General features: G+C 40.1%; 25 protein-coding genes. 14 read left to right on the top strand and 11 right to left on the bottom strand.

Translation table 11 applies throughout. From position 1 onward, the window contains the following. A partial coding sequence (locus tag MSI_RS11215) for a GGDEF domain-containing protein (protein WP_039924765.1) occupies positions 1–465 on the top strand: 465 nt, incomplete at its 5' end. A 31-nt stretch (positions 466–496) separates the two neighbouring features. On the opposite strand, the gene MSI_RS14130 is transcribed toward MSI_RS11215, so the two are convergent. Further along, positions 497–3,019 (bottom strand): hybrid sensor histidine kinase/response regulator, encoded by a 2,523-nt coding sequence (locus MSI_RS14130; protein ID WP_050983936.1) that lies wholly within the window; start codon positions 3,017–3,019, stop codon positions 497–499. Between the two features lie 102 nt (positions 3,020–3,121). Between MSI_RS14130 and MSI_RS11225 the strand changes: the two genes are divergently transcribed. Further along, positions 3,122–5,311 (top strand): methyl-accepting chemotaxis protein, encoded by a 2,190-nt coding sequence (locus MSI_RS11225; RefSeq protein WP_081481384.1) that lies wholly within the window; start codon positions 3,122–3,124, stop codon positions 5,309–5,311. 60 nt (positions 5,312–5,371) lie between these two features. On the opposite strand, the gene MSI_RS11230 is transcribed toward MSI_RS11225, so the two are convergent. From MSI_RS11230 to MSI_RS11240, 3 genes are read right to left on the bottom strand one after another with little or no spacing between them, the layout of a single operon-like run. Continuing rightward, a complete protein-coding gene (locus MSI_RS11230) occupies positions 5,372–6,253 on the bottom strand; it encodes an SPFH domain-containing protein (protein ID WP_009107047.1) in 882 nt (293 codons plus the stop codon). Between the two features lie 15 nt (positions 6,254–6,268). Then, entirely contained in the window at positions 6,269–6,715 is a 447-nt protein-coding gene (locus tag MSI_RS11235) for an NfeD family protein (RefSeq protein ID WP_009107049.1), read from the bottom strand. Between the two features lie 57 nt (positions 6,716–6,772). Further along, on the bottom strand, positions 6,773–7,057 hold the full coding sequence (locus MSI_RS11240; RefSeq protein ID WP_009107051.1) for a hypothetical protein: 285 nt from the start codon (positions 7,055–7,057) through the stop codon (positions 6,773–6,775). Positions 7,058–7,172: 115 nt separating this feature from the next. On the opposite strand from MSI_RS11240, the gene MSI_RS11245 reads away from it, so the two are divergent. After that, positions 7,173–7,454 (top strand): type II toxin-antitoxin system Phd/YefM family antitoxin, encoded by a 282-nt coding sequence (locus MSI_RS11245; protein ID WP_009107053.1) that lies wholly within the window; start codon positions 7,173–7,175, stop codon positions 7,452–7,454. Further along, positions 7,451–7,882 (top strand): type II toxin-antitoxin system VapC family toxin, encoded by a 432-nt coding sequence (locus tag MSI_RS11250; protein WP_009107055.1) that lies wholly within the window; start codon positions 7,451–7,453, stop codon positions 7,880–7,882. Before MSI_RS11245 ends, MSI_RS11250 begins: the two co-directional genes overlap by 4 nt. 7 nt (positions 7,883–7,889) lie before the next feature. On the opposite strand, the gene MSI_RS11255 is transcribed toward MSI_RS11250, so the two are convergent. The 3 genes from MSI_RS11255 to MSI_RS14135 are packed head-to-tail and all read right to left on the bottom strand — an operon-like array spanning position 7,890 to position 10,314. Beyond that, complete coding sequence (locus MSI_RS11255) at positions 7,890–8,201, bottom strand: AzlD domain-containing protein (protein ID WP_009107057.1); 312 nt, start codon at positions 8,199–8,201, stop codon at positions 7,890–7,892. Continuing rightward, entirely contained in the window at positions 8,194–8,907 is a 714-nt protein-coding gene (locus MSI_RS11260) for an AzlC family ABC transporter permease (RefSeq protein WP_009107059.1), read from the bottom strand. The genes MSI_RS11255 and MSI_RS11260 overlap by 8 nt, the downstream gene beginning before the upstream one ends. Positions 8,908–8,919: 12 nt before the next feature. Continuing rightward, positions 8,920–10,314 (bottom strand): DUF763 domain-containing protein, encoded by a 1,395-nt coding sequence (locus tag MSI_RS14135; protein ID WP_081481385.1) that lies wholly within the window; start codon positions 10,312–10,314, stop codon positions 8,920–8,922. A 45-nt stretch (positions 10,315–10,359) separates the two neighbouring features. On the opposite strand from MSI_RS14135, the gene MSI_RS11270 reads away from it, so the two are divergent. Both MSI_RS11270 and MSI_RS11275 read left to right on the top strand, forming a co-directional pair. After that, on the top strand, positions 10,360–10,830 hold the full coding sequence (locus MSI_RS11270; protein ID WP_009107062.1) for a GNAT family N-acetyltransferase: 471 nt from the start codon (positions 10,360–10,362) through the stop codon (positions 10,828–10,830). A gap of 123 nt (positions 10,831–10,953) precedes the next feature. Continuing rightward, a complete protein-coding gene (locus MSI_RS11275) occupies positions 10,954–11,814 on the top strand; it encodes an ORF6N domain-containing protein (RefSeq protein ID WP_009107064.1) in 861 nt (286 codons plus the stop codon). 50 nt (positions 11,815–11,864) lie between these two features. On the opposite strand, the gene MSI_RS11280 is transcribed toward MSI_RS11275, so the two are convergent. After that, positions 11,865–12,191: a helix-turn-helix domain-containing protein gene (locus MSI_RS11280; protein ID WP_009107065.1), complete on the bottom strand. Its 327-nt coding sequence runs from the start codon at positions 12,189–12,191 to the stop codon at positions 11,865–11,867. Positions 12,192–12,337: 146 nt separating this feature from the next. Here MSI_RS11280 and MSI_RS11285 point away from each other — a divergent pair, with 146 nt between their 5' ends. Continuing rightward, complete coding sequence (locus MSI_RS11285; RefSeq protein WP_009107066.1) at positions 12,338–12,775, top strand: hypothetical protein; 438 nt, start codon at positions 12,338–12,340, stop codon at positions 12,773–12,775. Positions 12,776–12,936: 161 nt separating this feature from the next. Next, positions 12,937–13,713 carry an RNA methyltransferase gene (locus tag MSI_RS11290; RefSeq protein ID WP_009107067.1) on the top strand — a complete coding sequence of 259 codons (777 nt, stop codon included), beginning with the start codon at positions 12,937–12,939 and terminating at the stop codon, positions 13,711–13,713. A gap of 132 nt (positions 13,714–13,845) precedes the next feature. Here the strand turns inward: MSI_RS11290 and MSI_RS11295 are convergent, their stop codons facing one another. Continuing rightward, positions 13,846–14,754, bottom strand: a complete 909-nt coding sequence (locus MSI_RS11295; protein WP_009107069.1) for a DMT family transporter — start codon at positions 14,752–14,754, stop codon at positions 13,846–13,848. A gap of 105 nt (positions 14,755–14,859) precedes the next feature. On the opposite strand from MSI_RS11295, the gene MSI_RS11300 reads away from it, so the two are divergent. Then, a complete protein-coding gene (locus MSI_RS11300) occupies positions 14,860–15,498 on the top strand; it encodes a 4Fe-4S binding protein (protein WP_039924770.1) in 639 nt (212 codons plus the stop codon). 99 nt (positions 15,499–15,597) lie between these two features. Here MSI_RS11300 and MSI_RS11305 read toward each other — a convergent pair whose 3' ends face one another. Continuing rightward, positions 15,598–16,242 carry a Crp/Fnr family transcriptional regulator gene (locus MSI_RS11305; protein ID WP_009107074.1) on the bottom strand — a complete coding sequence of 215 codons (645 nt, stop codon included), beginning with the start codon at positions 16,240–16,242 and terminating at the stop codon, positions 15,598–15,600. 298 nt (positions 16,243–16,540) lie between these two features. Here MSI_RS11305 and MSI_RS11310 point away from each other — a divergent pair, with 298 nt between their 5' ends. The 3 genes from MSI_RS11310 (at position 16,541) to MSI_RS11320 (ending at position 17,846) form a co-directional block, all read left to right on the top strand. Then, complete coding sequence (locus MSI_RS11310; RefSeq protein WP_009107077.1) at positions 16,541–16,792, top strand: acyl carrier protein; 252 nt, start codon at positions 16,541–16,543, stop codon at positions 16,790–16,792. Between the two features lie 87 nt (positions 16,793–16,879). Beyond that, complete coding sequence (locus tag MSI_RS11315; protein WP_009107078.1) at positions 16,880–17,257, top strand: 3-hydroxymyristoyl-ACP dehydratase; 378 nt, start codon at positions 16,880–16,882, stop codon at positions 17,255–17,257. An 85-nt stretch (positions 17,258–17,342) separates the two neighbouring features. Beyond that, complete coding sequence (locus MSI_RS11320) at positions 17,343–17,846, top strand: putative 3-hydroxylacyl-(acyl carrier protein) dehydratase (protein WP_009107081.1); 504 nt, start codon at positions 17,343–17,345, stop codon at positions 17,844–17,846. A gap of 160 nt (positions 17,847–18,006) precedes the next feature. Here MSI_RS11320 and MSI_RS11325 read toward each other — a convergent pair whose 3' ends face one another. Then, complete coding sequence (locus tag MSI_RS11325) at positions 18,007–18,366, bottom strand: helix-turn-helix domain-containing protein (protein WP_009107083.1); 360 nt, start codon at positions 18,364–18,366, stop codon at positions 18,007–18,009. 107 nt (positions 18,367–18,473) lie between these two features. Between MSI_RS11325 and MSI_RS11330 the strand changes: the two genes are divergently transcribed. Together MSI_RS11330 and MSI_RS11335 are read left to right on the top strand one after the other, a co-directional pair. Beyond that, positions 18,474–19,151, top strand: a complete 678-nt coding sequence (locus tag MSI_RS11330) for a hypothetical protein (protein WP_009107085.1) — start codon at positions 18,474–18,476, stop codon at positions 19,149–19,151. 65 nt (positions 19,152–19,216) lie between these two features. After that, the coding region (locus MSI_RS11335; protein ID WP_039924775.1) for a DUF3990 domain-containing protein at positions 19,217–19,627 on the top strand (411 nt) is incomplete at its 3' end.

Raw genomic sequence — 19,627 nt, forward strand, 5'->3', positions numbered from 1 at the left:
AGAGGAAGCCTGAAAAATTACATAAAGGATTTTATGGATCAGGCTGTGAATTCAAAAGAAAGCTTTTCTATCATGATTTTTGATCTGGATGATTTTAAGCTGATTAATGAAACTTTTGGCCACGATGCTGGTGATGAGGTATTGAGAATTACTTCAGAGATTATCCAAAAGGGAGTTACCGCAAGAGATAAGGTTTTCAGATGGGGAGACGGAGAATTCCTTGTTTTGTATCAGGCAGATAAAAAATCGGCAGAGACTACAGCAAACCAGATTCGCGAAAATATTGCAGAGCAGCTTTTTGTGCAGAACGGTAAGAAATTTAAGGTTACTATTACCGGCGGTTTAAGCAGCTATCAGAGTGGAGTCGAATGGACTGAAATGCTCATGGATGCTGAAGAAAAACTTTATGAAGGAAAGACAAAGGGTAAGAATATTATTGTTTCTGCGGATGAAGAGGAAGAATAATCTATTCTATACAAAAGTATCGTATAGAGCTTTAACCGAAAAATTGTGAAATTGTTTCAAAAAGAACGTCGCGGTGAATAGGCTTTGAAAGATGAGCGTTCATACCGCTTTCCAATGCTCGTTTTTTATCTTCTTCAAAGGCGTTGGCGGTCATTGCAATAATCGGGAGATTAGCCAGATTTTTGTTCTTCATTTTTCTGATAAGACGGGTTGCTTCATAACCGTCCATGTAAGGCATCTGAACATCCATAAGAATAAAATCGTATGGATTATTTTCTGATTTCTGAACCTGAGAAATTGCTACTGCTCCGTTTACTGCTTCATCAACAATCAGGCCTTCATCTTCAAGAATGTCCCTTGCAATTTCGCGGTTGAGTTCGTTATCTTCAACCAGAAGAACGCGTTTATTTTTAAGATTAATTTTGCTCTTCTTTTTAACAGGTCCTGTCGTCTGTTTAATCTGCTGCTGATTTTGAATTTTGAAATTAAAGTGGAAGGTAACCTTTGTTCCCTTGTCTACCTGGCTCTCGATATTTATTGTTCCGCCCATCAGGTCAACAAGATTTTTTACAATGGCCATTCCAAGTCCAGTTCCCTGAATTCCTGTATCAGTCATATTTCGTTCACGGGAGAACATTTCAAAAATATGCGAAATAAATTCCTGCTTCATTCCGATACCGGTATCTTCAATTATGAATTCATAGGCTGCACTTCCGGAATCCTTACTTGGAAGTTCTGAAATTGTAATATGAATTTTACCGCCGGCTTTTGTGTACTTAAGTGAGTTACCAACGATGTTTAAGAAAATTTGACTCAGGCGGAATTCATCAGCAATAACAAATTCGTTTTCCAAATTCTTGAAAGTAACATCCAGATCAAGCTGATTCATGCTGGCATTAACAGATTCCATTTCGACAATCTTATTAATACTTTCGCGCAGGTTGATAGGCTTTTCTTCAAGGGTAATTTTTCCGTTTTCAATTCGGGCCATATCTAGAACGTCGTTAATCAGTTTCAGCAGATGCTCACTGCTCATCTTTACTTTTTCAAGACAATCCTGAACTTTTTCCGGATCCTGCAGATATTTTTCTGCCATTGAGGAATATCCGATGATGGCATTCATAGGCGTTCGGATATCATGCGACATATTAAAGAGGAAGGTTGATTTTGCTTTGTTTGCTGCTTCCGCTTTTATTTTTGCTTCCTCAAGCGCCTGCTGCTGTTCAATTTCCTTACGGCGCTGTTTATCGATGTTGCGGTAACCAAGCACGACATTCAGCTCATTGTGAAATCTTGTATCACGTACAATTTTCATCTGATACCAGGTTTCACCTTCCGGCATGTTGATTTTAAAATCATAATAATAGAAAGGATTGTTAGCCAGGGTTGCTTTGATTTTTGATGCCGACAGAAGTTTCAGGATTTTTTCCTGATTATCCGGATCAATTTTTGACAAAGTTATGTGGCGCAGAATGTCCATAAATTTTGGAATTGAAACATACAAATCTGAAGAAATCGGCTGCATTCTTCTGTAAAAGCTGCTGGTTCTATATTCGAATACGCGGTCTTTATCAAACTCAATGTAAAAGATACTTGTGTAATCATCAGACATTGTGTTGATAACGGCGTTAAGCTGAAGGTTCAATTCCGTCTGGCGCTGTACTCTTTCAAGCTGTTCAAGGTTCTTTTTGTTTTCTTCATCAATGTTATGAATACCAAGAATGAAGGAATTTCTGCTTTCCCATTCCTGGGTTTTTACAAGCTTTATCTGATAGTGAGAATTTACCCCTTCATCATCCGGAATACGGTAATTTATAGAAAAAATATTTTTTGAATAAAACTCGCGGTAAACATTTTTTTTGTTCAGAGCAAGAAGGGTAGATTCATAATCATCTCTTAAAATATTGGAAACAAAATATTTACAGAAGGCAGAATAAACTACAACATCATTTATTTTCTGATTTCGTCTCTGGAACTCCGGAGTAAGACGGATTGTAGAAATTGTGTCGTTTTTAAGGTCTGCGTAGAAAACCGCTTCAAAGTCGGAAGAAAGTGTCTGGATCAGGGATTTATTGAATTTAAAATCTGCATCCTTAAGCTGGCGGTCAGGAATAGGCATGAGCATGGTGAACATAAGAATATCATCAGAATTATCAGCCTTTGTAAGATAAGAAACCTGACGAACATTACTGAAACTACCATCCAGAAGCTGGGTGTTGTAAATGAAGTCAATTTTTGTGTTGCCTAAGGAATATTCATTTAATAAATACTCAATGCTGTTGAATTTACGGTAGAGGGCAGAGTTAGATAAAATCATGGAATCTGCCCACCATTTGTGGAAGCCCGTAAAAGTGAAAGGCGGTTTTAAATCCTGAAAGCTTGAAAGGATTTTTGTTTCACCATTATCAAAATAAACGATATCACCGACGAATTTATCTTTACTTAGATTTGCGCAGTAATTTTCCAGTGACCAGGCTTTTAACGCTTTTCCAAGCAGATTGAGATTAATGGAATTCTGAGAAAATACTTTTGTAAAATCTTCTATATTATTCATAATTAAATTTTTAATAATTTAAAGAAAAATAACTTCTTTGTCGAAAAACTTTAAAGTTGAGTTTCTACTTATTTAGTATAAAATATATTCTATAAACATGAAATGAAAAAATTAGGAGTTCGTGAAAATATGTCAGATTCTGCTGAAAATGTTACTAAGGAAAAGAAGGCAAAAAAGCCAAAGAAGGAAAAAGCGGTAAAGACAAAGGTGAATGGCAAGTCAAAAGGTCACCTTTTCGTAAAAATCACCCTTATTATTGGTATTACCACAATTCTTCTCAACGTCCTGGAAACCATTGGTTTGATTGAAGGATACGTGCGACCAGCTTTACGTCATTCTACCGTTGACCGCTATGTAGAAGTTACCAAAGAATATGCAGACGGTATCCGCCATACAATTGATGAATATCTGGCATATTTGAGCTATTACACAGAAGCAGATGTAATTGCAACTGAAGATGCTGACCAGATTGTAAACTGGATGAGAAGTCATACAGATCATCGTCCTGAGGTTTTTGACTATATTGGTTACAGTGATGCAGATGCAATTTTCTATTCTGATAAAGGAAGTAAAGTAGGAATTAAAGACCGTGATTACTGGCAGGCAATCATGCAGATGGGAAAGGATGTTTATATCGATGACCCTACTACATCTAAATCAACCGGTCAGACAATTGTTCATGTTTGTAAAGCTGCAAAAGCAAACGGTCATACAGTTGGATTTTTCTGCGGTGTAATTCAGATTGAAAATATTACAGCACTTCTTGAAGATATTGCCCTTGAAGGTCTTGGAGCCGGTGTGCTTCGTGCAGGAAATGGTTCTGATATTAACATTGTTGGCGAAGAGTATGTAATGAATATCTTTAATAGCAGTCCTCAGTGTGACCAAATAAAAGAGCAGATTACAAGCGATACCTTTATCGGAATTAGTGATTCTTTGTGGGTTGAATCAAAAGAGGGCGAAATCCTCTGTGTTTACACTCCTATTTCAAGAACAAAATGGTCTCTGGCAATTTTGCTTGATGGAGCTAAAGTTACTGCTCTGGCACATAATGTTGCAAAAATCATGATTATTGTTGCTGCGGTTCTTGTTATCTTTATCATCGTTATTGCTTCTTTGACTGTTTACAGAGCCCTTAAACCGCTCAAAAATGTAGAAAATGCAATTCTGGAAATTGCTACCGGTAATGCGGATTTGACTAAACGAATTGATTTGAAGCTGAATAATGAAGTTGGTCGTGTAGTTGAAGGTTTTAATCTTTTCAGCCAGAAACTGCAGGAAATCATTTCTACAATGAAGGCTTCTAAGGATGAGCTTGTATATGCAGGTGAAACCTTACAATCAAGCATTAGCGATACGGCATCGTCGGTTACAGAAATTACTGCAAATATTGAAAGCATTGGTACAACTATTGCAACCCAGACTGGCAGCGTAAATGAGACTGCGGGTGCGGTAAATCAGATTGCTTCTAATATCGATTCTTTGAATAAGATGATTGAATCTCAGGCTTCTTCGGTTGTGCAGGCTTCTGCGGCTGTTGAGCAGATGATTGGAAACATCAATTCGGTTAATAATTCTGTTCAGAGAATGGCTCATGAATTCTCTACTCTTGAAGCGCGTGCAATTGTTGGTGTTCAGAAGCAGGATGATGTAAATAATAAAATTGAGATGATTGAATCTGAGTCTAAGGCTTTGCAGGACGCAAATACTGTAATTTCTGATATTGCAGAACAGACAAATCTTCTTGCAATGAATGCGGCAATCGAGGCAGCACATGCCGGCGAAGCTGGTAAGGGATTCAGCGTTGTTGCAGACGAAATCAGAAAGCTGAGTGAAACCTCATCGGCTCAGTCTAAAACTATCGGTGATCAGCTTACAAAGATTACACACGGAATTGAAGAGATTGTAAGTTCTTCTCAGGATGCTAAGAAGGCTTTAAGCGAGATTTCTGTGGGAATTAAAAATACTGATAATCTGGTTCAGGAAATTTCTAATTCAATGCAGGAGCAGGAAGAAGGTTCTAAACAGATCAGCGAAGCGCTGCACAATATGAACGACAGCTCTTCTGAAGTTAAGACTGCATCGCTTGAAATGGCTGAGGGAAATAAGGCAATTCTTAGTGAAATCAAGCATCTGCAGGATGCAACTTACAGCATGAAACAGGGCATGGACGAAATGTCAGAAGGTGCTAAGCACATCAATATGACAAGTGCCAATCTTTCTGATATTTCCGGAAAAATGGAAGCTTCAATTAGGTCTATGGGTGACCAGGTTGATCAGTTTAAGGTTTAATAAATGTTTTTGTTAAAAAAATAGCCTGAGTTAATCAGGCTATTTTTTTTGTTGTATTGTTTATTTCGCTAATTCTTTAATGCTAGTAACAAATCCACCAAGATTTTGAATATCCGATGGAATTATAATTTTTGTAGCCTGTCCATCGGCTACTTTTTCTAGAGCTTCAAGACTGCGCATTTTGATAACGGCTTCATCAGCCTTTGCTTCGCGAATCATTGCAATACCTTCGGCGGTTGCCTTCTGAACTTCAAGAATTGCCTGAGCTTCACCACGAGCCTTCTGAACTGCAGCTTCTTTCTGTGCTTCGGCTTCCAGAATCATAGACTGCTTTTTACCTTCAGCCTCAAGGATTGCAGCCTGCTTGTGACCTTCGGCAATCAAAATTTGTTCACGGCGTTCGCGTTCGGCACGCATCTGTTTTTCCATTGCCTCGCGGATTGCGCTTGGCGGTTCGATGTTCTTTACTTCAACGCGGTTTACTTTGATGCCCCAAGGGTCTGTTGCTTCGTCAAGAATAGAGCGCATTTTTGTATTGATTACATCGCGGCTGGTCAAAGTCTGGTCAAGTTCCAGCTCACCGATGATGTTTCGGAGGGTTGTTGCGCTAAGGTTTTCCAGCGCGTTTATAGGGCGCTCAACGCCATAGGTATAGAGTTTTGGATCAGTAATCTGAAAATAAACAACGGTATCAATCATCATTGTAACGTTATCTTTTGTGATTACCGGCTGAGGAGGAAAATCAAAAACCTTTTCCTTAAGGCTCACGGTGTTTGCAATGCGGTCAATAAATGGAAGCTTTACATGAATTCCAACGCCCCAGGTGTTTGCGTATGCGCCAAGTCGCTCGATAACCTTTGCTTCCGACTGAGAAACCAGGCGGACATTTTTTAAAATCAAAATCAATAAAACAACAAGAATTCCAATAATTACATAAAACATAAAATCACCTCTTTTTTATTTTGCAGAAACTTCCAGTGTGTTTCCGTTAACTTTTTGCACAATACAAACTGTATTTTCGGCAATTTCCGAACCATCTGCCGAAGTAACGCTCCAGATAACGCCGTTTTTGGCCTTGCCTTCGCCCTTTTCAAACTGAGTAATTTTCTTTGTGATAAGAATTTCCTGGCCTTCGAGGGCGTTTACGTTCATTTTGTCCTTACCAAGCTTTAGCTTTTTGATGGCAAAGGGTCGCGTAAAAACAATCAGCAGAATTGTGATGATAAGGAAAAGCAAAATCTGCCAGCGAAGGGGCATATTAGTTTTTGAAAGAAAAATCATCAAAAAAGCCGCAATCGCAGCCCAAATAGTAGTCAGGGCCTGGGTTGCCGCTTCGATAATTACAAAAACGATGAAGGCTCCCAGCCAGAACCACATTAGATTAGAAAGGATAAAATCGCTCATAAATGTAATTATACGACGAATTTGGGGGCAGGACAAATTTTTGTAAGGTGAATTTGTTTATGAAAATAGTGCGTTGAAGGCGTCGCGGGCCTTCTGGGCTTTGTCAGTGCCGCCTGCCAGGCCGGCGTCAGTGCCTATTACCGCGGGCTTAAAGAAGTCGCAGAAGTTTGAGCGGTCCTTGTCGCGCACGGGTTCTTCTATAGTTTCGTGGCAGTCGTAGTGGCTGCCCGGGGCATAGAATTTGCAGTTGATACAGGAATGTAAGTCTGCGCCGCAGCTTGGGCAGGTTGAATCTCTATAAATAGTGCCTTCCGGTATTGGTTTTCCACAATTTTTACACATAAGTTGCCTCTGAAATAAATTATACGATGAAAAATGAGTGTGTACAAATTTTCTTGACATTGGAAATATATGACTATATTATGACTATATACTATAGATATAGCAGGAGGTGATTATGACAGCAGCATTATTTGATGTAAAAGCAAAATTTAGTGAATATGTAACGATTGCAGAAAAAGGCGAAGTTGTTGAAATTACCAAGCATGGTCGAACATCTGCAGTAATTATTAGTATTGATGAATATAATCGATTGAAAAGAGAATATAAGCCATCTTTTATTGAACAGGTAAATAAATGGAAAAGAAAAACAGGCGGTATCTCAGCAAATGATGCTAAGGAATTTGAAAAAGCTCTTTCAAGAGATAAAGAACTTTATTCCACTGGAGGTGTATTTTGAAAAATATATACCTTCTTGATACATGCGTTATTTCTGAAGTCACTAAACCAGAACCTGATGAGTCACTGATTACAAATCTGGAATTTCATCATGGAAGCTGTGCCATTAGTTCTATAACATGGTTTGAATTATTAAAAGGTGTTGGAATTCTTCCAGAGGGAAAACGCAAGGAAAATCTGATGTCATTTTTGATGGATTATGTTCAACCTTCCTTTGAGATTATTCCTTTTGACACTAGCGCAGCTCATATCAACGCTGATATAGTTTCAAAATTACTTGCAATTGGAAAGCCAACACCAATTTTGGATACTCAAATCGCTTCTATTGCAATTGCAAATAATATGATTTTGGTAACTCAAAATACAAAGGATTTCGAGATTTTTGCAGAAAACTGTTCACTTATGCTGGAAAACTGGGGAAAAAACTAGTTTTTCATCAAATAAACATCTCAATCACAAAAACAACGGCACAACAAACGCAGGCTACGGGGAATAGGCCAGCGCCAAAGAGGGAAAGGATAATTCCTATAGCGAGAGCGGCAATACCTGCAACTGGGGATTGGGTTGCCTGAACGATGGCCGGGAAGGTCATGATTGCGAGGGTAACGTAAGGCACGTAATACAAAAAAGAGCGGATAAAGCGGTTTTTGATTGGCTTACGGATAAGCGTAAGGGGCAGAACGCGGATTATATAGGAAACTGCGGCTGCGGTAAAAACTGCGAGGGCGATGTAGAGGTTTTTATTCATTTTCTGTCTCCTGTGGAAGCGGTTTTAAAATTGCACAGATTGCGGAAATCAGGATGGTGAGGATGATGGTTCTTGTGCCTCCTGACAATTCTTTTACAAAAGGAATAAGTGTGCAGGCGTAGCTTGCTGCAAAACTTACGGTTACGGCTACAGCAATTGTAAGACTGCGTTTTGCAGGCGGAATTATGATTGCAAGGAACATGCCGTAAAGGGCAACCGAAAGGGCGCTGACTACGCGGACTGGCAGGAAGTTTCCAGCGATAATTCCAAGGGAAGTTCCGATGCTCCAGAGAGGTACTGCAACGGCGATGGCACCGTAATTATAGAAAGGTTCCAGCTGACCGCGGCGACCAAAGGAGATGCCAAAAATTTCGTCTGTTACGCCAAAGCCTACAAGAAGACGAGACAAAAGGCCTGCGTCTGGGGAGAACTTCTGGCTTAAGGAACAGCTCATAAGAAGGTAGCGGGCATTTACTACCAGAGTGATGATTGCGATTTCTAAAAAGGTTGCGGCCGACTGAATTGAGGTGAAGAGTGCGTATTCACCGGCAGAAGCAACGCAGAAAAAGCTTGCAAAAAAGCCTTGAATTGCATTGAGTCCGGCGTTTCTTGCAACAATTCCAAGTGAAAATGATACGGCAAAATATCCCAGTCCGATTGGAATTCCGTCCCGGAAGCCTTCTAAAAAAATTGTTTTCTTGTTCATATATTTCCTAAATTATACACATTTTCCGTCCCAGTCGGGAGAGTGTTCGCGTTCGTATGCGATGGCGGCATCGAAGTCTACCTGAGGAGCGCAGTGTTTTTCTATATTAAGTGCGGTCTGGTGCAGGCGGCGGATGCAGTCTGATTTTTCGCGGTAGCCGAGCTTTGATTTTTCTATGCTGTCACGCAGTATTTTGATTGATTCATCATAGATTTTAAGGGGAACGGGGAATGGGTGACCGTCTTTTCCACCGTGAGCAAAAGAAAATCTTGCAGGATCTGTAAAGCGCGAAGGAGTTCCGTAAATAACTTCGCTGACAAGAGTGAGTGACTGCAGGGTGCGGGGGCCAAGACCAGGGGTCAGTAATAAGGATTCAAAATCCTGAGGTTGATTTTCGTAGGCGGTGGCAAGAACTCCGCCCAGTCGTTTAAGGTCTACGTCTTCTGCACGAACGTCGTGGTGGGCAGGCATGATAAGTGAACGGCCGGAAGTTTGAATCTGAACGTGCTTTGGAATTTCAGACGAGAGCGGCGGAAAGTTGTCGAAGAGCTCTGATTGGAGAGCGGGGGCGTTACGGGGTTTCCCCACTGTTGCCATCGTAATCGAATCACCAGTGCTAGTTTTCGTAACGGCAACATCACCGGTCGGCTTTGCCGCCCGCTGACGGTTAAATGCCCCTAGATACAGCATCTCACTAGCAGGTTTACCAATCTGCTGGATTTCTTTGATGATGCGGTCGGGATTTTCCTGGGAAAGTTCGAGGATTGATGAGCGGGTTTTCTGGGCGGCGGTGTCGGTAAGGTTCAGAATCTGGCCGCGATTTTCACCAACTACGCCGGTGTGAGGATTTTCTACAAAGGAGCGGAGACCGGCTGAAGACCAGTGATAGCGGCGAGCAGTTTTTGTGGCGGAGTTCATTCCCTGCTGAACGACCGTCCAGTTGCCGCTTTTGGTCAGAATAAAATTGTGCTGATAAAGCTGGAAGCCGTCCTGAAGGGCGTTGTTATCGACCTTGGCAACGAGTTTACTGTTACGCACAAGAGAATCTCCGTTGAGACCTTCTCGCTCGGAAATGCCAAGAAGCTCGTCGGGGGTCATGCGGGAATATTTTCCGCGGCCGCCGCAAACGTAAATGCCAAGCTCCTTTGCCCGGGGATTTAGTCCGCGTTTTAGCGCATAGAGAACGCTTGTGGTAATTCCGGAACTGTGCCAGTCCATACCCATAACGGCACCGAAAGACTGAAACCAGAGTGGATCAGAAAGGCGGACAAGAACTTCATCAGGGCCGTAATTCTGAACGAGCGATTCTACAATCAGAGTGCCCATGACCATCATGCGGTCGGCAAGCCAGCGGGGAACAGTTCCCGTGTGAAGAGGCAAATCTGCATGTCCGGAATTACGAATCATAGGAAGAATATAGCACAAAACGATATTTAAGTGCATAATAACTTTATGAAAATCAGAGATGCACAGCCAAAAGATTCGGAGAAAATCATCAACTTACTTCAGCAGGTTCTGGAGCTTCATGCAAAAATAAGACCGGATATTTTTATTCCGGGTACGACAAAATATACTCCGGAAGAGTTGAAGGGCCTTCTTAATGACCAGGAAAAGCCGATTTACGTTGCAGTCGATGACGAGGATTCGGTTATAGGTTATGCCTTCTGCCAGATTCAGCAGCAGCCTTTTTCAAATAATATGATTCCTTTTAAATCTATGTTTATTGATGACTTGTGTGTAGATTCGACCTGCCGAGGTCAGCATATCGGTGAGCAGCTTTTTGAATACGTTAAGGAACAGGCCAGAAAAATCGGCTGCTATGAAGTTACTCTTAACGTATGGGCTGGAAACACTGGCGCAGAGCATTTTTACGAAAAAATGGGCATGAAAACCAAAGAAAGAATGATGGAATTCATTTTGTAGGATATGAACAGGCAACTTTGTATGTCCTGAATTACCAATCATAATAATATAGTTCTTAAAAAAAATTGTCAGAATAATTCCGATTTTTTGATGTCGGCGGCTATATTATTATGAGGTAAAAAAATGGACGTAGGAAAAGATATTCGTACAAAGATTCTTGTTATTCGTGAGCAGCAGGTGATTCTGGACAGGGATTTGGCAGAACTGTATGGCGTGGAGACAAAAGTTTTAAATCAGGCGGTAAAAAGAAATGTTGAAAGATTTCCTGAAAACTTTATGTTTCAACTAAATGATTATGAATATGGAAATTGGAGGTCACATTTTGTGACTTCCAATTCTGATAAAATGGGATTGCGTCGTCCTCCGTATGCGTTTACGGAACAGGGCGTTGGGATGTTATCCGGGGTTCTAAAAAGTGAAACTGCAATACAGGTGAGTATTCAGATCATGAATGCATTCGTTTCTATGCGTCACTTTCTACAAAACAATATTCAATTATTTGATGAGATTGTATCTATTAAAAGTCATCAAATTGAAGCAGATAAGCGTATTGATGACCTTTTTACCCTTATGGATAAATACAAAATCGACGAAACTCAGGGGATTTTCTTTCAGGGGCAGATTTTTGATGCTTATGTCAAATTTGAAAGTTTTCTTGCACAGGCAACAAAAGAAATCATTTTGATTGATAATTATGTAGATTTATCTGTTTTGGAGCGACTATCAAAGAAAAATAAAGGTGTGTCGGTTACAATCTATACTGACCCCAAAACAAAAATAACACAGCAGGACATTCAGAAGTTCAATTCGCAGTATCCAACTTTGACGCTCAATTACACAAGTAAAATGCATGACAGATTTTTGATTATAGATAATAACCTGCTTTATCACATAGGAGCCTCGCTAAAAGATTTAGGGAAGAAGTGTTTTGCCTTTGAACTTTTGGATTCAAGGTTGATTTCGTCTGTTTTGCAGAATGTTTAAAACTTGAAGTCGCAAATTGCGACTTCAAAAGAATTAATTATTGTAAGTTTTTATTCTGTCATTGCATTAGCTATTTTCAAAAGAATACTTTTATCATGTGAAGAAAGTTTATCAAAAAATTCTGAAAGTTTCTTTTTTTCGGAATGAAAAGGAAGTTCTTGAAATTCTGATTTTTCAGAATTTCCATCGACAAGATATTCGACCGTCACACCAAGATATTTTGCTATTTTTACAGCTGTTTCAACATTAGGAAGAACGCCTCTAGCATCTATATAAGAAAGAAAAGTGCTGTTGCTAATACCAACTGCGGCAGAAATCTCTTTTATTAGCAATCCACGATATTCAATTTCTTCCCTTAAACGTTCCTTAAAACCCATAATTTAATACTATCAATATTTTGATGTAATAAATTTGACAACGTTAATATCTTGAGTTAGAATTATTTTAGCAACAATAAATTGATGTTATAAATTTATATCATCAATTTATTAAACACTATTGAATTAAAATCTAGGAGGATAGTATGAGAAAAAAGATTTTCTTTATTTTTTTGGTAAACTTTCTTCTTTCTTCTGTTTTTGGAAACGGTGTAAAGGGCAAAATTCCTGATGATATGGGAAAATCATTAATTTTATTGTCTGAAATGGCATTTGGAACAGATAAAACTATTAATGACATTTTTGGCAGAGAACCAACATCGGATATAGTAATTACTACAGAAGGCAAAAAAATGTATGTAGATATGGATTGTGGATTACTACAGATGAAATTAACAATTATCTTTTCTGGGCTTGGAACATGTTATATTTCTAAACTTTATTATTGCAGTCCATTGACTTTTCAGGAAGAAACAATGACATGCAAAAATCCATATGATATAAAAAAAGAAAATGGGGAAATCTCAAGCGAATATGGAGAAATACTTGGTTTCTTTGAGGCTAGTCTAAAATGGTTCTATTAATAGTTAAAAAATATTTCCGATTGTAATATTTCCCAGGCCCGAGCGTGGAGGGGCGCGGAGCGCGTGCGGAAGCAGTTTTCTGCTGAAGCACCGACCGTAGGGGAGCCCGGAAGGCGACTAGGTGTGGAGACTGGCCTGAAATTTATGTTATAATAGCCGCTATGAAGAACAAGAAAAATAACGAACTTGCAGTTTGCGGATTTGCCACAGTAAAAAAACTGGAAAAAAATCATCCGGAAAAGATAAAGAGACTTTTTTTTACGGAAGAAGTTGCGCCTAAGTTTGGCGGACTTTGCAAAAAGCTGGCACAGAATCACGGAATTTATAATCAGAAGCCGGCTGCTGACCTGGAAAAACTGAGCGGAACTGTTCATCATCAGGGTGTTGTTGCCATGATTGATATGCCGGACATTCAGCCGCTTGATTCGGATATTACTGACAGCTGGGTTGCTAACGGCGAAAATGCGGTTCTTCTTGATAGAATTGGTAATGCTGCTAATTTTGGTGCTATTGTGCGAAGTGCGGTTTTTTTTGGAATCACAAACATCATTATTCCGCTTGATGAGGCTCAGTCTTCTATTACAACTTCGTCTTACCGCGTTGCTGAGGGCGGAATGGAATACGTAAATATTTATTCGGTTCGTTCTTCTGCCCGGCTTTTGGAAGCTCTTGCGGGCAAAATGGTTCGCGTAGGCACTGATTTGAAGGCACGAAAGCAGGTTAGCGAGCTTAAAAAGATTTCTGACGGCGGTAAAAAGCCGGTTCTCCTAGTGCTTGGAAACGAAGAGCACGGAATCAGCGAAACAGTGCGTTCAAACTGTGATGAACTGGTGATTATTCCCTGGGGCGGCATGAAAGACGGAGTAAAAGAAAGCCTTGTTGACAGCCTGAATGTTGCCCAGGCTTCAAGCGTGTTGTTTTATGAATTGATGAAGTAGGGCGTTCCCGGCACGTCCTGCGGCCGTGCCGGTCGCTACGTTTCGGGTTCCACTATCGTTTCAGCCGCTTCCCTCGTTCGTTCGCTATGCTCACTCCCTCAGTCCAGTGGCCGCTTCGCGCCCTGCACATCGCTAACGCTCACTTATAAACAGACCTGCAATTGTGATCGCTGCGCCGGCAGCACCCATAAGGGTAATTTGTTCGCCAAGGGCGAAGAAGGCGAAGACGATGGTGACTACGGGGATAAGGTAGATGCCGGCGCTGACTTTTACAGTGCCGATGATGTGGCAGGCTTTGTTCCAGGCGGCGAAGCAGAAGCCGGAGGCTACAAGGCCCAGGAAGAGAAGATTAATCCAGTTCATAGGATTTGAAAAACGGGCGGCGTTGGCTGCGGAAGAAAGGATTACTTTTGTGCTTTCGGTGCGGCCGCCGGCCATAAGAAGGGGAATCATCAGGATTACTGCGAAAAAGAAAACGCGTCTTGTGGAACAGATTGCATCGTATTTTTTGCCGTTTATAATCGAAACGAAAAGAGAATAAAAGCCCCAGCAGACAGAAGCAAGAAGGGCCAGCATGTCTCCGGCGGGATTGAGAGACAGTTTGTCGCGGCCGTTTACGCTGACCAGGATGATTCCGAAAATTGCAATTACAAAGCCCAGGACGAAGCGGGCTGTGATGTGCTTCTGCTTGAGGAAAATCTGAGAAATGATGGCTGTAAACATTGGGCAGGTTGAAACGATGACGCTGACGTTAGAAGCTGAGGTGTAATCAATGGCGATGTTTTCTGAAAACTGGTAGATTACGACGCCGGAAAGGCCAGCCAGGGCAAAGTAAATATTGTCGTGCCAGCTGATTTTTTCCCATTTTGGACGCATGAGCCAGAGGCCGAAGTAGGCGATTACAAAGCGGATAAAAAGAATTTCCAGTGCAGAAAAATCATTTAAGAGATATTTTGTGCAGACAAAGGTGATTCCCCAGAAGAAAACGCTGACTGCGGCCATAAAAAGGCCGAAAAATTTTGTTGAAGTAAATTTGCTCATTTTTAATCAATAAATTAACTAATTCAGACAAAAATTGCAAATCCTGCGACTTTTTTTGTGATTTTGTCACATACAAAACGGCGGCTGAGGCGTAAAATCGGCAGTATGAAAGCAATTTTTAGTTTTTGGAAGAAGTATTCGTTTCTTGTTTTACTGGCAATGATTGTGGCCAGTCTTTTTGATTTTCGATTTGCGCTGGCGGCAATTTTCTGTATGCTCAGTCCTATTGTGATTTCCCTTTTTGCGGGCCGTTTCTGGTGCGGGAATCTCTGTCCCCGCGGTAACTTTTTTGACCGTCTGATGAGAAAAATCGCTGCAAAACGTCCTGTTCCACGTTTTTTTAAGAGCATTCCTTTCCGCCTGGCAGTTTTTGCCTTTATGATGACTATGTTTGCTCTGGGAATCAGGAAAAACTGGGGAAATCTTGCGGGAATTGGTTTTGTATTTTACCGCATGATTGTTGTGACTACTCTTGTGGGAATTGTTTTCAGCTTTATCTGGAATGAAAGAGCCTGGTGTTCTTTCTGTCCGATGGGAAGTGCGGCGGCTTTGATTTCCCGCCTGAGGAAGCATCCGTCTCCAATTACTGTTACGGAAAAATGTATTTCCTGCGGTAAGTGCGCGCGGGCCTGCCCGATGAAGCTGCATCCGGCACAGTATAAAGGTGGAATTGTCAAGGAAAGTGATTGTCTTCGCTGCGGAAAATGCGTGGAAGTTTGTCCTAAAAATGCAGTATCGTTTTAGATTAAATACATTATAAAAGCTTTTGTTACAAAGTGGCTTGCGGTCGTGAAGCATAGTCCAACCCTCCGCCAGTTTATCTAAAATGACTTATTATGTTCTTTACATCTTCAATTCTAATTTTTTAGCATCCAAAACACGTATTTCCCCACGCTGGGTTTTTATAATGCCTTCGCGGCGCAGGGAGGATAGAAGGCGGGAGATGACTTCGCGGGCGGTGCCGAGCTTGCGGGCCAGTTCTTCCTGGGTGATTTTTATCGGGGACTGGGCGGCGGCAAGATATTTTGCAAGGCGTTTTTCTACCGGTACAAAAAGGATTTCTTCGGTAGCGGCCATTACGTTTGCAAAGCGGGCTGTCATGGTTTTGTAGGCAAAAAGTTCAACATGGATATTATTCTCTCTGAGTTTTGCAATTATGGGAGATGGAATTACAAGAATCCTGCTGTCTGTCAGGGCTGTTATCTGAACATGAAAAGTTGACGGCAAAAAGAGACAGGATGCTGAAAAAATACACATTTCTTTTTTGGTAAGAGTAAAAAGTTCTGCTTCGCGGCCGTCCTGAGATATCATACTGACAGAAAGCTGGCCTTCCATAACAAGTACAAAGCCCTTACATGAAGTAGAATCTGAAGAAACGATTTGCCCGGCGCTGAGTTTTTGTTCGGCAAGATTTTGTGCCAGCAAATCTTTTTGTGGCTGAGTGAGTTCTTCATAGAAAGGAATATGCGTCAGGTATTCGTTGAACATAGAATGATTATAGCACAGATATCTGAGAAAGGGGGATTTTCATTTTCAGGGGGCATCTGGCGGGAGAAACGCAGGGCGGCGAAGCCGTTCCGGAGCGCAGCGGAGGAATGAGCGGATAGCGAACCCGGAGTTGCGACTGGGTGTTACGACTCGCCCAAATTCCTGAAACTGAAACTTATAGACTTTTTTTCTCTTCTATAATAAACTGTTAAGGATTTAAAAAGGTAAAGCTAAAAAATTGCTGCTTTGCTATAAAACACCGGCGGCTCTGACCGGCCGCCTCTCACAGGAGTTAGAAATGTCTAAAGACGAAATTTTTGACAAACTCAAGAATATTCTTGTAAATGAATTTGAACTTGATGAGGGCGATGTTACTCCGGATGCTCTTCTTGGTGACGATCTTGATTTGGATTCAATCGACTCAATTGACTTGATTGTAAAAATGAAGGAATTTATGCCTGCTGATAAGGGAAATGTTGACCCTTCAATTTTCAAATCTGTTAAGACTGTTCAGGATGTAGTTGACGCTCTTGTTCCTTACATGAACTAAGCGCGGGGAAAACTGCATTTTTTTCAAAAACCGGATGTGTAGATTTTATGCAGCCGGTTTTTTCTTTTTAAGGACTAAAGGATAAATATGAATAATCAACATGACATTGTTAATGAAAAGATTGTTTTGCAGGAAGGAAATAATATTGTTCTGGAATTTGTGATTCCGGCTTCCTGTGATTTTTTTGACGGACATTTTCCGCAGTACAAGCTGTTACCGGCTGTAGCTCAGTTTGAAATTATCACTCGTTTTTCTAAGAAGTATTTTAAGACTCAGCGTTATGTGCCAACTATTAAACGCATGAAGTTTTCGGCTCCTATTAAGCCTGACACTTTGATTAATCTTGAGATGACTTACAAGAAGGAAAAGGGACTTGTTTCTTTTACTATGGGCGATGCTAAGGTGGAAGGAAAGGTTTATTCGACAGGAAGCTTTGCGGCTTTGTCGGAGGTGTGCAAAGGTTAAAAATGCTTCTAAAAGTGGCAATGAACCGAACCTTTGCTTAACTTCTGCTTTGCAGAAGTTGCTGCAATTAATTTAGGAGAAATTTATGACAGATAAGGTAAAAATTATTCCGCAGTTTTTGGATCATGATGATTTGGAATTGATGCTGCCTCATCGCGGTAAGATGTTCCTTTTGAGCCGTTCTACTGCCCATGACACTGACAATCACACTTTGACAGCAGAAACTGATATTACTCCGGACTGCATTTTCTATGAAGCTGATGCTGACGGCGTTCCTAGCTGGGCTGGATTTGAGTTCCTTGCTCAGGGTATTTCTGCTTTGACTGGTATTACCAATACTGAAAAAGGCCGCACTCCGCTTCCTGGTTTTATTTTGAGCGTTATGGAGTTCAAGGCTGACGTTGATTACTTTAAAAACGGCACAACTGTTCAGATGAAGGTAAGAGAAGACTTCCGCGATGAAGAAAATCATGTTTACAGATACATCTGCGAGCTTTTTACAGAGGTAGATGCGGCTGAACCTAAGGTGACAGCAAAGATTTCGGTAATGGAAACTGAGGACGCTGAGGCGTTGTTTGGGAACGCGTAAGATGACTTCGTGACGTTTTGTCACGGACTGAGTTGTACGATATAAGCGTACAACTCAGATGTCCGAATTTATAGGACAACTGAAGTGTCCGAATATATCGGACATTTGAAGTGTACGGGATAATCGTACATTTCAAATTGATGATTATGTACTCCAATTCTTAATTATCACAAATAGATTGTGCTAGGCGAAAGAAGGAATCCTGTGTTTTTTCACTACATTTCTCTAGATTTAGAATAAGTTGCTCGTATTTTTTATAAAGTAGTAAATTATATGAGTTTCTATCTCTAGTAGTATTTGTTTCAGATTTTATATTTCCATCTTCTCCAAGTAAACGTTCAAGAGATTTATTTAAAACAGTGGCAATTTTTATTGCTACATCAGCTGAAGGTATGCTGTCTGGACGATTCTTCCCGTTGGTAATCGTTGTATATGGAATGCCTGTTAGTTGGGAAAGAGTCTTTATATTCATCCCTTGATACTGCAATTCTTCATTTACATTTTTCCAAAATGGACTCATAAGAAAATTATTACCAATTCAGGTTTTAAATTTGCTAAATATAACCTAAATGGGTTATAATCTTTCATATAGGTAATTGTTACCAGAATAGGTTTTTGGAGGAATTTATGAAAAAAAAATTAATCCTTATATTATCCATTCTTATTTCAAATTATTTATTTGCAAATGTTGAAATTGCATTAAATGGTTATGGAATTCCTGTGAATATTACGAATGTGGAATCAAGAGAATCTTTTAGTGAAAGATTTAAGCAATTAAATTCTTTTGGTATGGAGCATGATATTTCATTTTTTTATGGAGAACGCGCAAGTACATTTGATGCAGGATTAGGAATATTTTGGAATGTGGATTTTTTTCATAAAATAAGTAATTACACGGTCGATATAAAAGGTAGCGGATCAAAAATCGGTTTAGGTATAGGCCCTGTATTTCGTTTTACGTTTGAGACTAATTTTTCAATATTTTTAAGACCTGCTCTGGCAATGAATTGGAGATCATTTACCGCATCTGAAACAGCAATAAAATCAATATTTGATTATTCAGTTTTATTTGATTTAAATGGTGGTGCTAGATATTGGTTTTTAAATAAAACCGGATTTCATTTAGGAGTAGATTTAGGATTTGCATTTAATGTAGGCAGAGGATTCGGAACATTTAATTATTATTATAAATATTATGATGTGACATTAACAGGGGTAGAAACCTTTGATGAAACAGTTTCTTCTTTGAGAATATATCTTGGAATTTGTTTCAATTTTGGTGACAGAGGAATTGATAGATTCTAATACAGAAATTTAAATAAAATCTTTTTTCTTGACAAGACTACTTCTTTAGAAGTAGTCTTTTTTTTATGGGACTAGTCACTTTATATCATGGTTCGCAGAAAATAGTTGGAAAACCTCTTTTTGGAGCTGGGAAGGCTTATAACGATTATGGGCAGGGTTTTTATTGTACTCAAAACCTTGAACTTGCAAAGGAGTGGGCTTGTCCTAGTTTTGATGACGGTTTTGCAAATTGCTATGAAATTGAAAGTGACGGATTAAAAATTCTGGATTTGCAGGATTCGCAATTTTGTACGCTTCACTGGCTTGCGATTCTTGCTAATAACCGTAAGTTTGACCTTGATTTGCCAATTATGCGACAGGGACTATATCATCTTACAAATAATTTTCTTCCTGATTTATCTGGTTTTGATATCGTGAAGGGGTATAGGGCGGATGATTCTTACTTTTCTTTTGCTAAGGCATTTCTTTCCAATCAG

Origin of the sequence: Treponema sp. JC4, assembly GCF_000260795.1 — a bacterium.
In the GTDB taxonomy this organism is placed as follows: Bacteria; Spirochaetota; Spirochaetia; order Treponematales; family Treponemataceae; genus Treponema_D.

Bases quoted from the DNA above. Each gene is read 5' to 3' on its own strand.
- MSI_RS14130 (WP_050983936.1), bottom strand. From the start codon at position 3,019: ATGAATAATATAGAAGATTTTACAAAAGTATTTTCTCAGAATTCCATT.
- MSI_RS11225 (WP_081481384.1), top strand. From the start codon at position 3,122: ATGAAAAAATTAGGAGTTCGTGAAAATATGTCAGATTCTGCTGAAAAT.
- MSI_RS11230 (WP_009107047.1), bottom strand. From the start codon at position 6,253: ATGTTTTATGTAATTATTGGAATTCTTGTTGTTTTATTGATTTTGATT.
- MSI_RS11235 (WP_009107049.1), bottom strand. From the start codon at position 6,715: ATGAGCGATTTTATCCTTTCTAATCTAATGTGGTTCTGGCTGGGAGCC.
- MSI_RS11240 (WP_009107051.1), bottom strand. From the start codon at position 7,057: ATGTGTAAAAATTGTGGAAAACCAATACCGGAAGGCACTATTTATAGA.
- MSI_RS11245 (WP_009107053.1), top strand. From the start codon at position 7,173: ATGACAGCAGCATTATTTGATGTAAAAGCAAAATTTAGTGAATATGTA.
- MSI_RS11255 (WP_009107057.1), bottom strand. From the start codon at position 8,201: ATGAATAAAAACCTCTACATCGCCCTCGCAGTTTTTACCGCAGCCGCA.
- MSI_RS11260 (WP_009107059.1), bottom strand. From the start codon at position 8,907: ATGAACAAGAAAACAATTTTTTTAGAAGGCTTCCGGGACGGAATTCCA.
- MSI_RS14135 (WP_081481385.1), bottom strand. From the start codon at position 10,314: ATGATTCGTAATTCCGGACATGCAGATTTGCCTCTTCACACGGGAACT.
- MSI_RS11270 (WP_009107062.1), top strand. From the start codon at position 10,360: ATGAAAATCAGAGATGCACAGCCAAAAGATTCGGAGAAAATCATCAAC.
- MSI_RS11275 (WP_009107064.1), top strand. From the start codon at position 10,954: ATGGACGTAGGAAAAGATATTCGTACAAAGATTCTTGTTATTCGTGAG.
- MSI_RS11280 (WP_009107065.1), bottom strand. From the start codon at position 12,191: ATGGGTTTTAAGGAACGTTTAAGGGAAGAAATTGAATATCGTGGATTG.
- MSI_RS11285 (WP_009107066.1), top strand. From the start codon at position 12,338: ATGAGAAAAAAGATTTTCTTTATTTTTTTGGTAAACTTTCTTCTTTCT.
- MSI_RS11290 (WP_009107067.1), top strand. From the start codon at position 12,937: ATGAAGAACAAGAAAAATAACGAACTTGCAGTTTGCGGATTTGCCACA.
- MSI_RS11295 (WP_009107069.1), bottom strand. From the start codon at position 14,754: ATGAGCAAATTTACTTCAACAAAATTTTTCGGCCTTTTTATGGCCGCA.
- MSI_RS11300 (WP_039924770.1), top strand. From the start codon at position 14,860: ATGAAAGCAATTTTTAGTTTTTGGAAGAAGTATTCGTTTCTTGTTTTA.
- MSI_RS11305 (WP_009107074.1), bottom strand. From the start codon at position 16,242: ATGTTCAACGAATACCTGACGCATATTCCTTTCTATGAAGAACTCACT.
- MSI_RS11310 (WP_009107077.1), top strand. From the start codon at position 16,541: ATGTCTAAAGACGAAATTTTTGACAAACTCAAGAATATTCTTGTAAAT.
- MSI_RS11315 (WP_009107078.1), top strand. From the start codon at position 16,880: ATGAATAATCAACATGACATTGTTAATGAAAAGATTGTTTTGCAGGAA.
- MSI_RS11320 (WP_009107081.1), top strand. From the start codon at position 17,343: ATGACAGATAAGGTAAAAATTATTCCGCAGTTTTTGGATCATGATGAT.
- MSI_RS11325 (WP_009107083.1), bottom strand. From the start codon at position 18,366: ATGAGTCCATTTTGGAAAAATGTAAATGAAGAATTGCAGTATCAAGGG.
- MSI_RS11330 (WP_009107085.1), top strand. From the start codon at position 18,474: ATGAAAAAAAAATTAATCCTTATATTATCCATTCTTATTTCAAATTAT.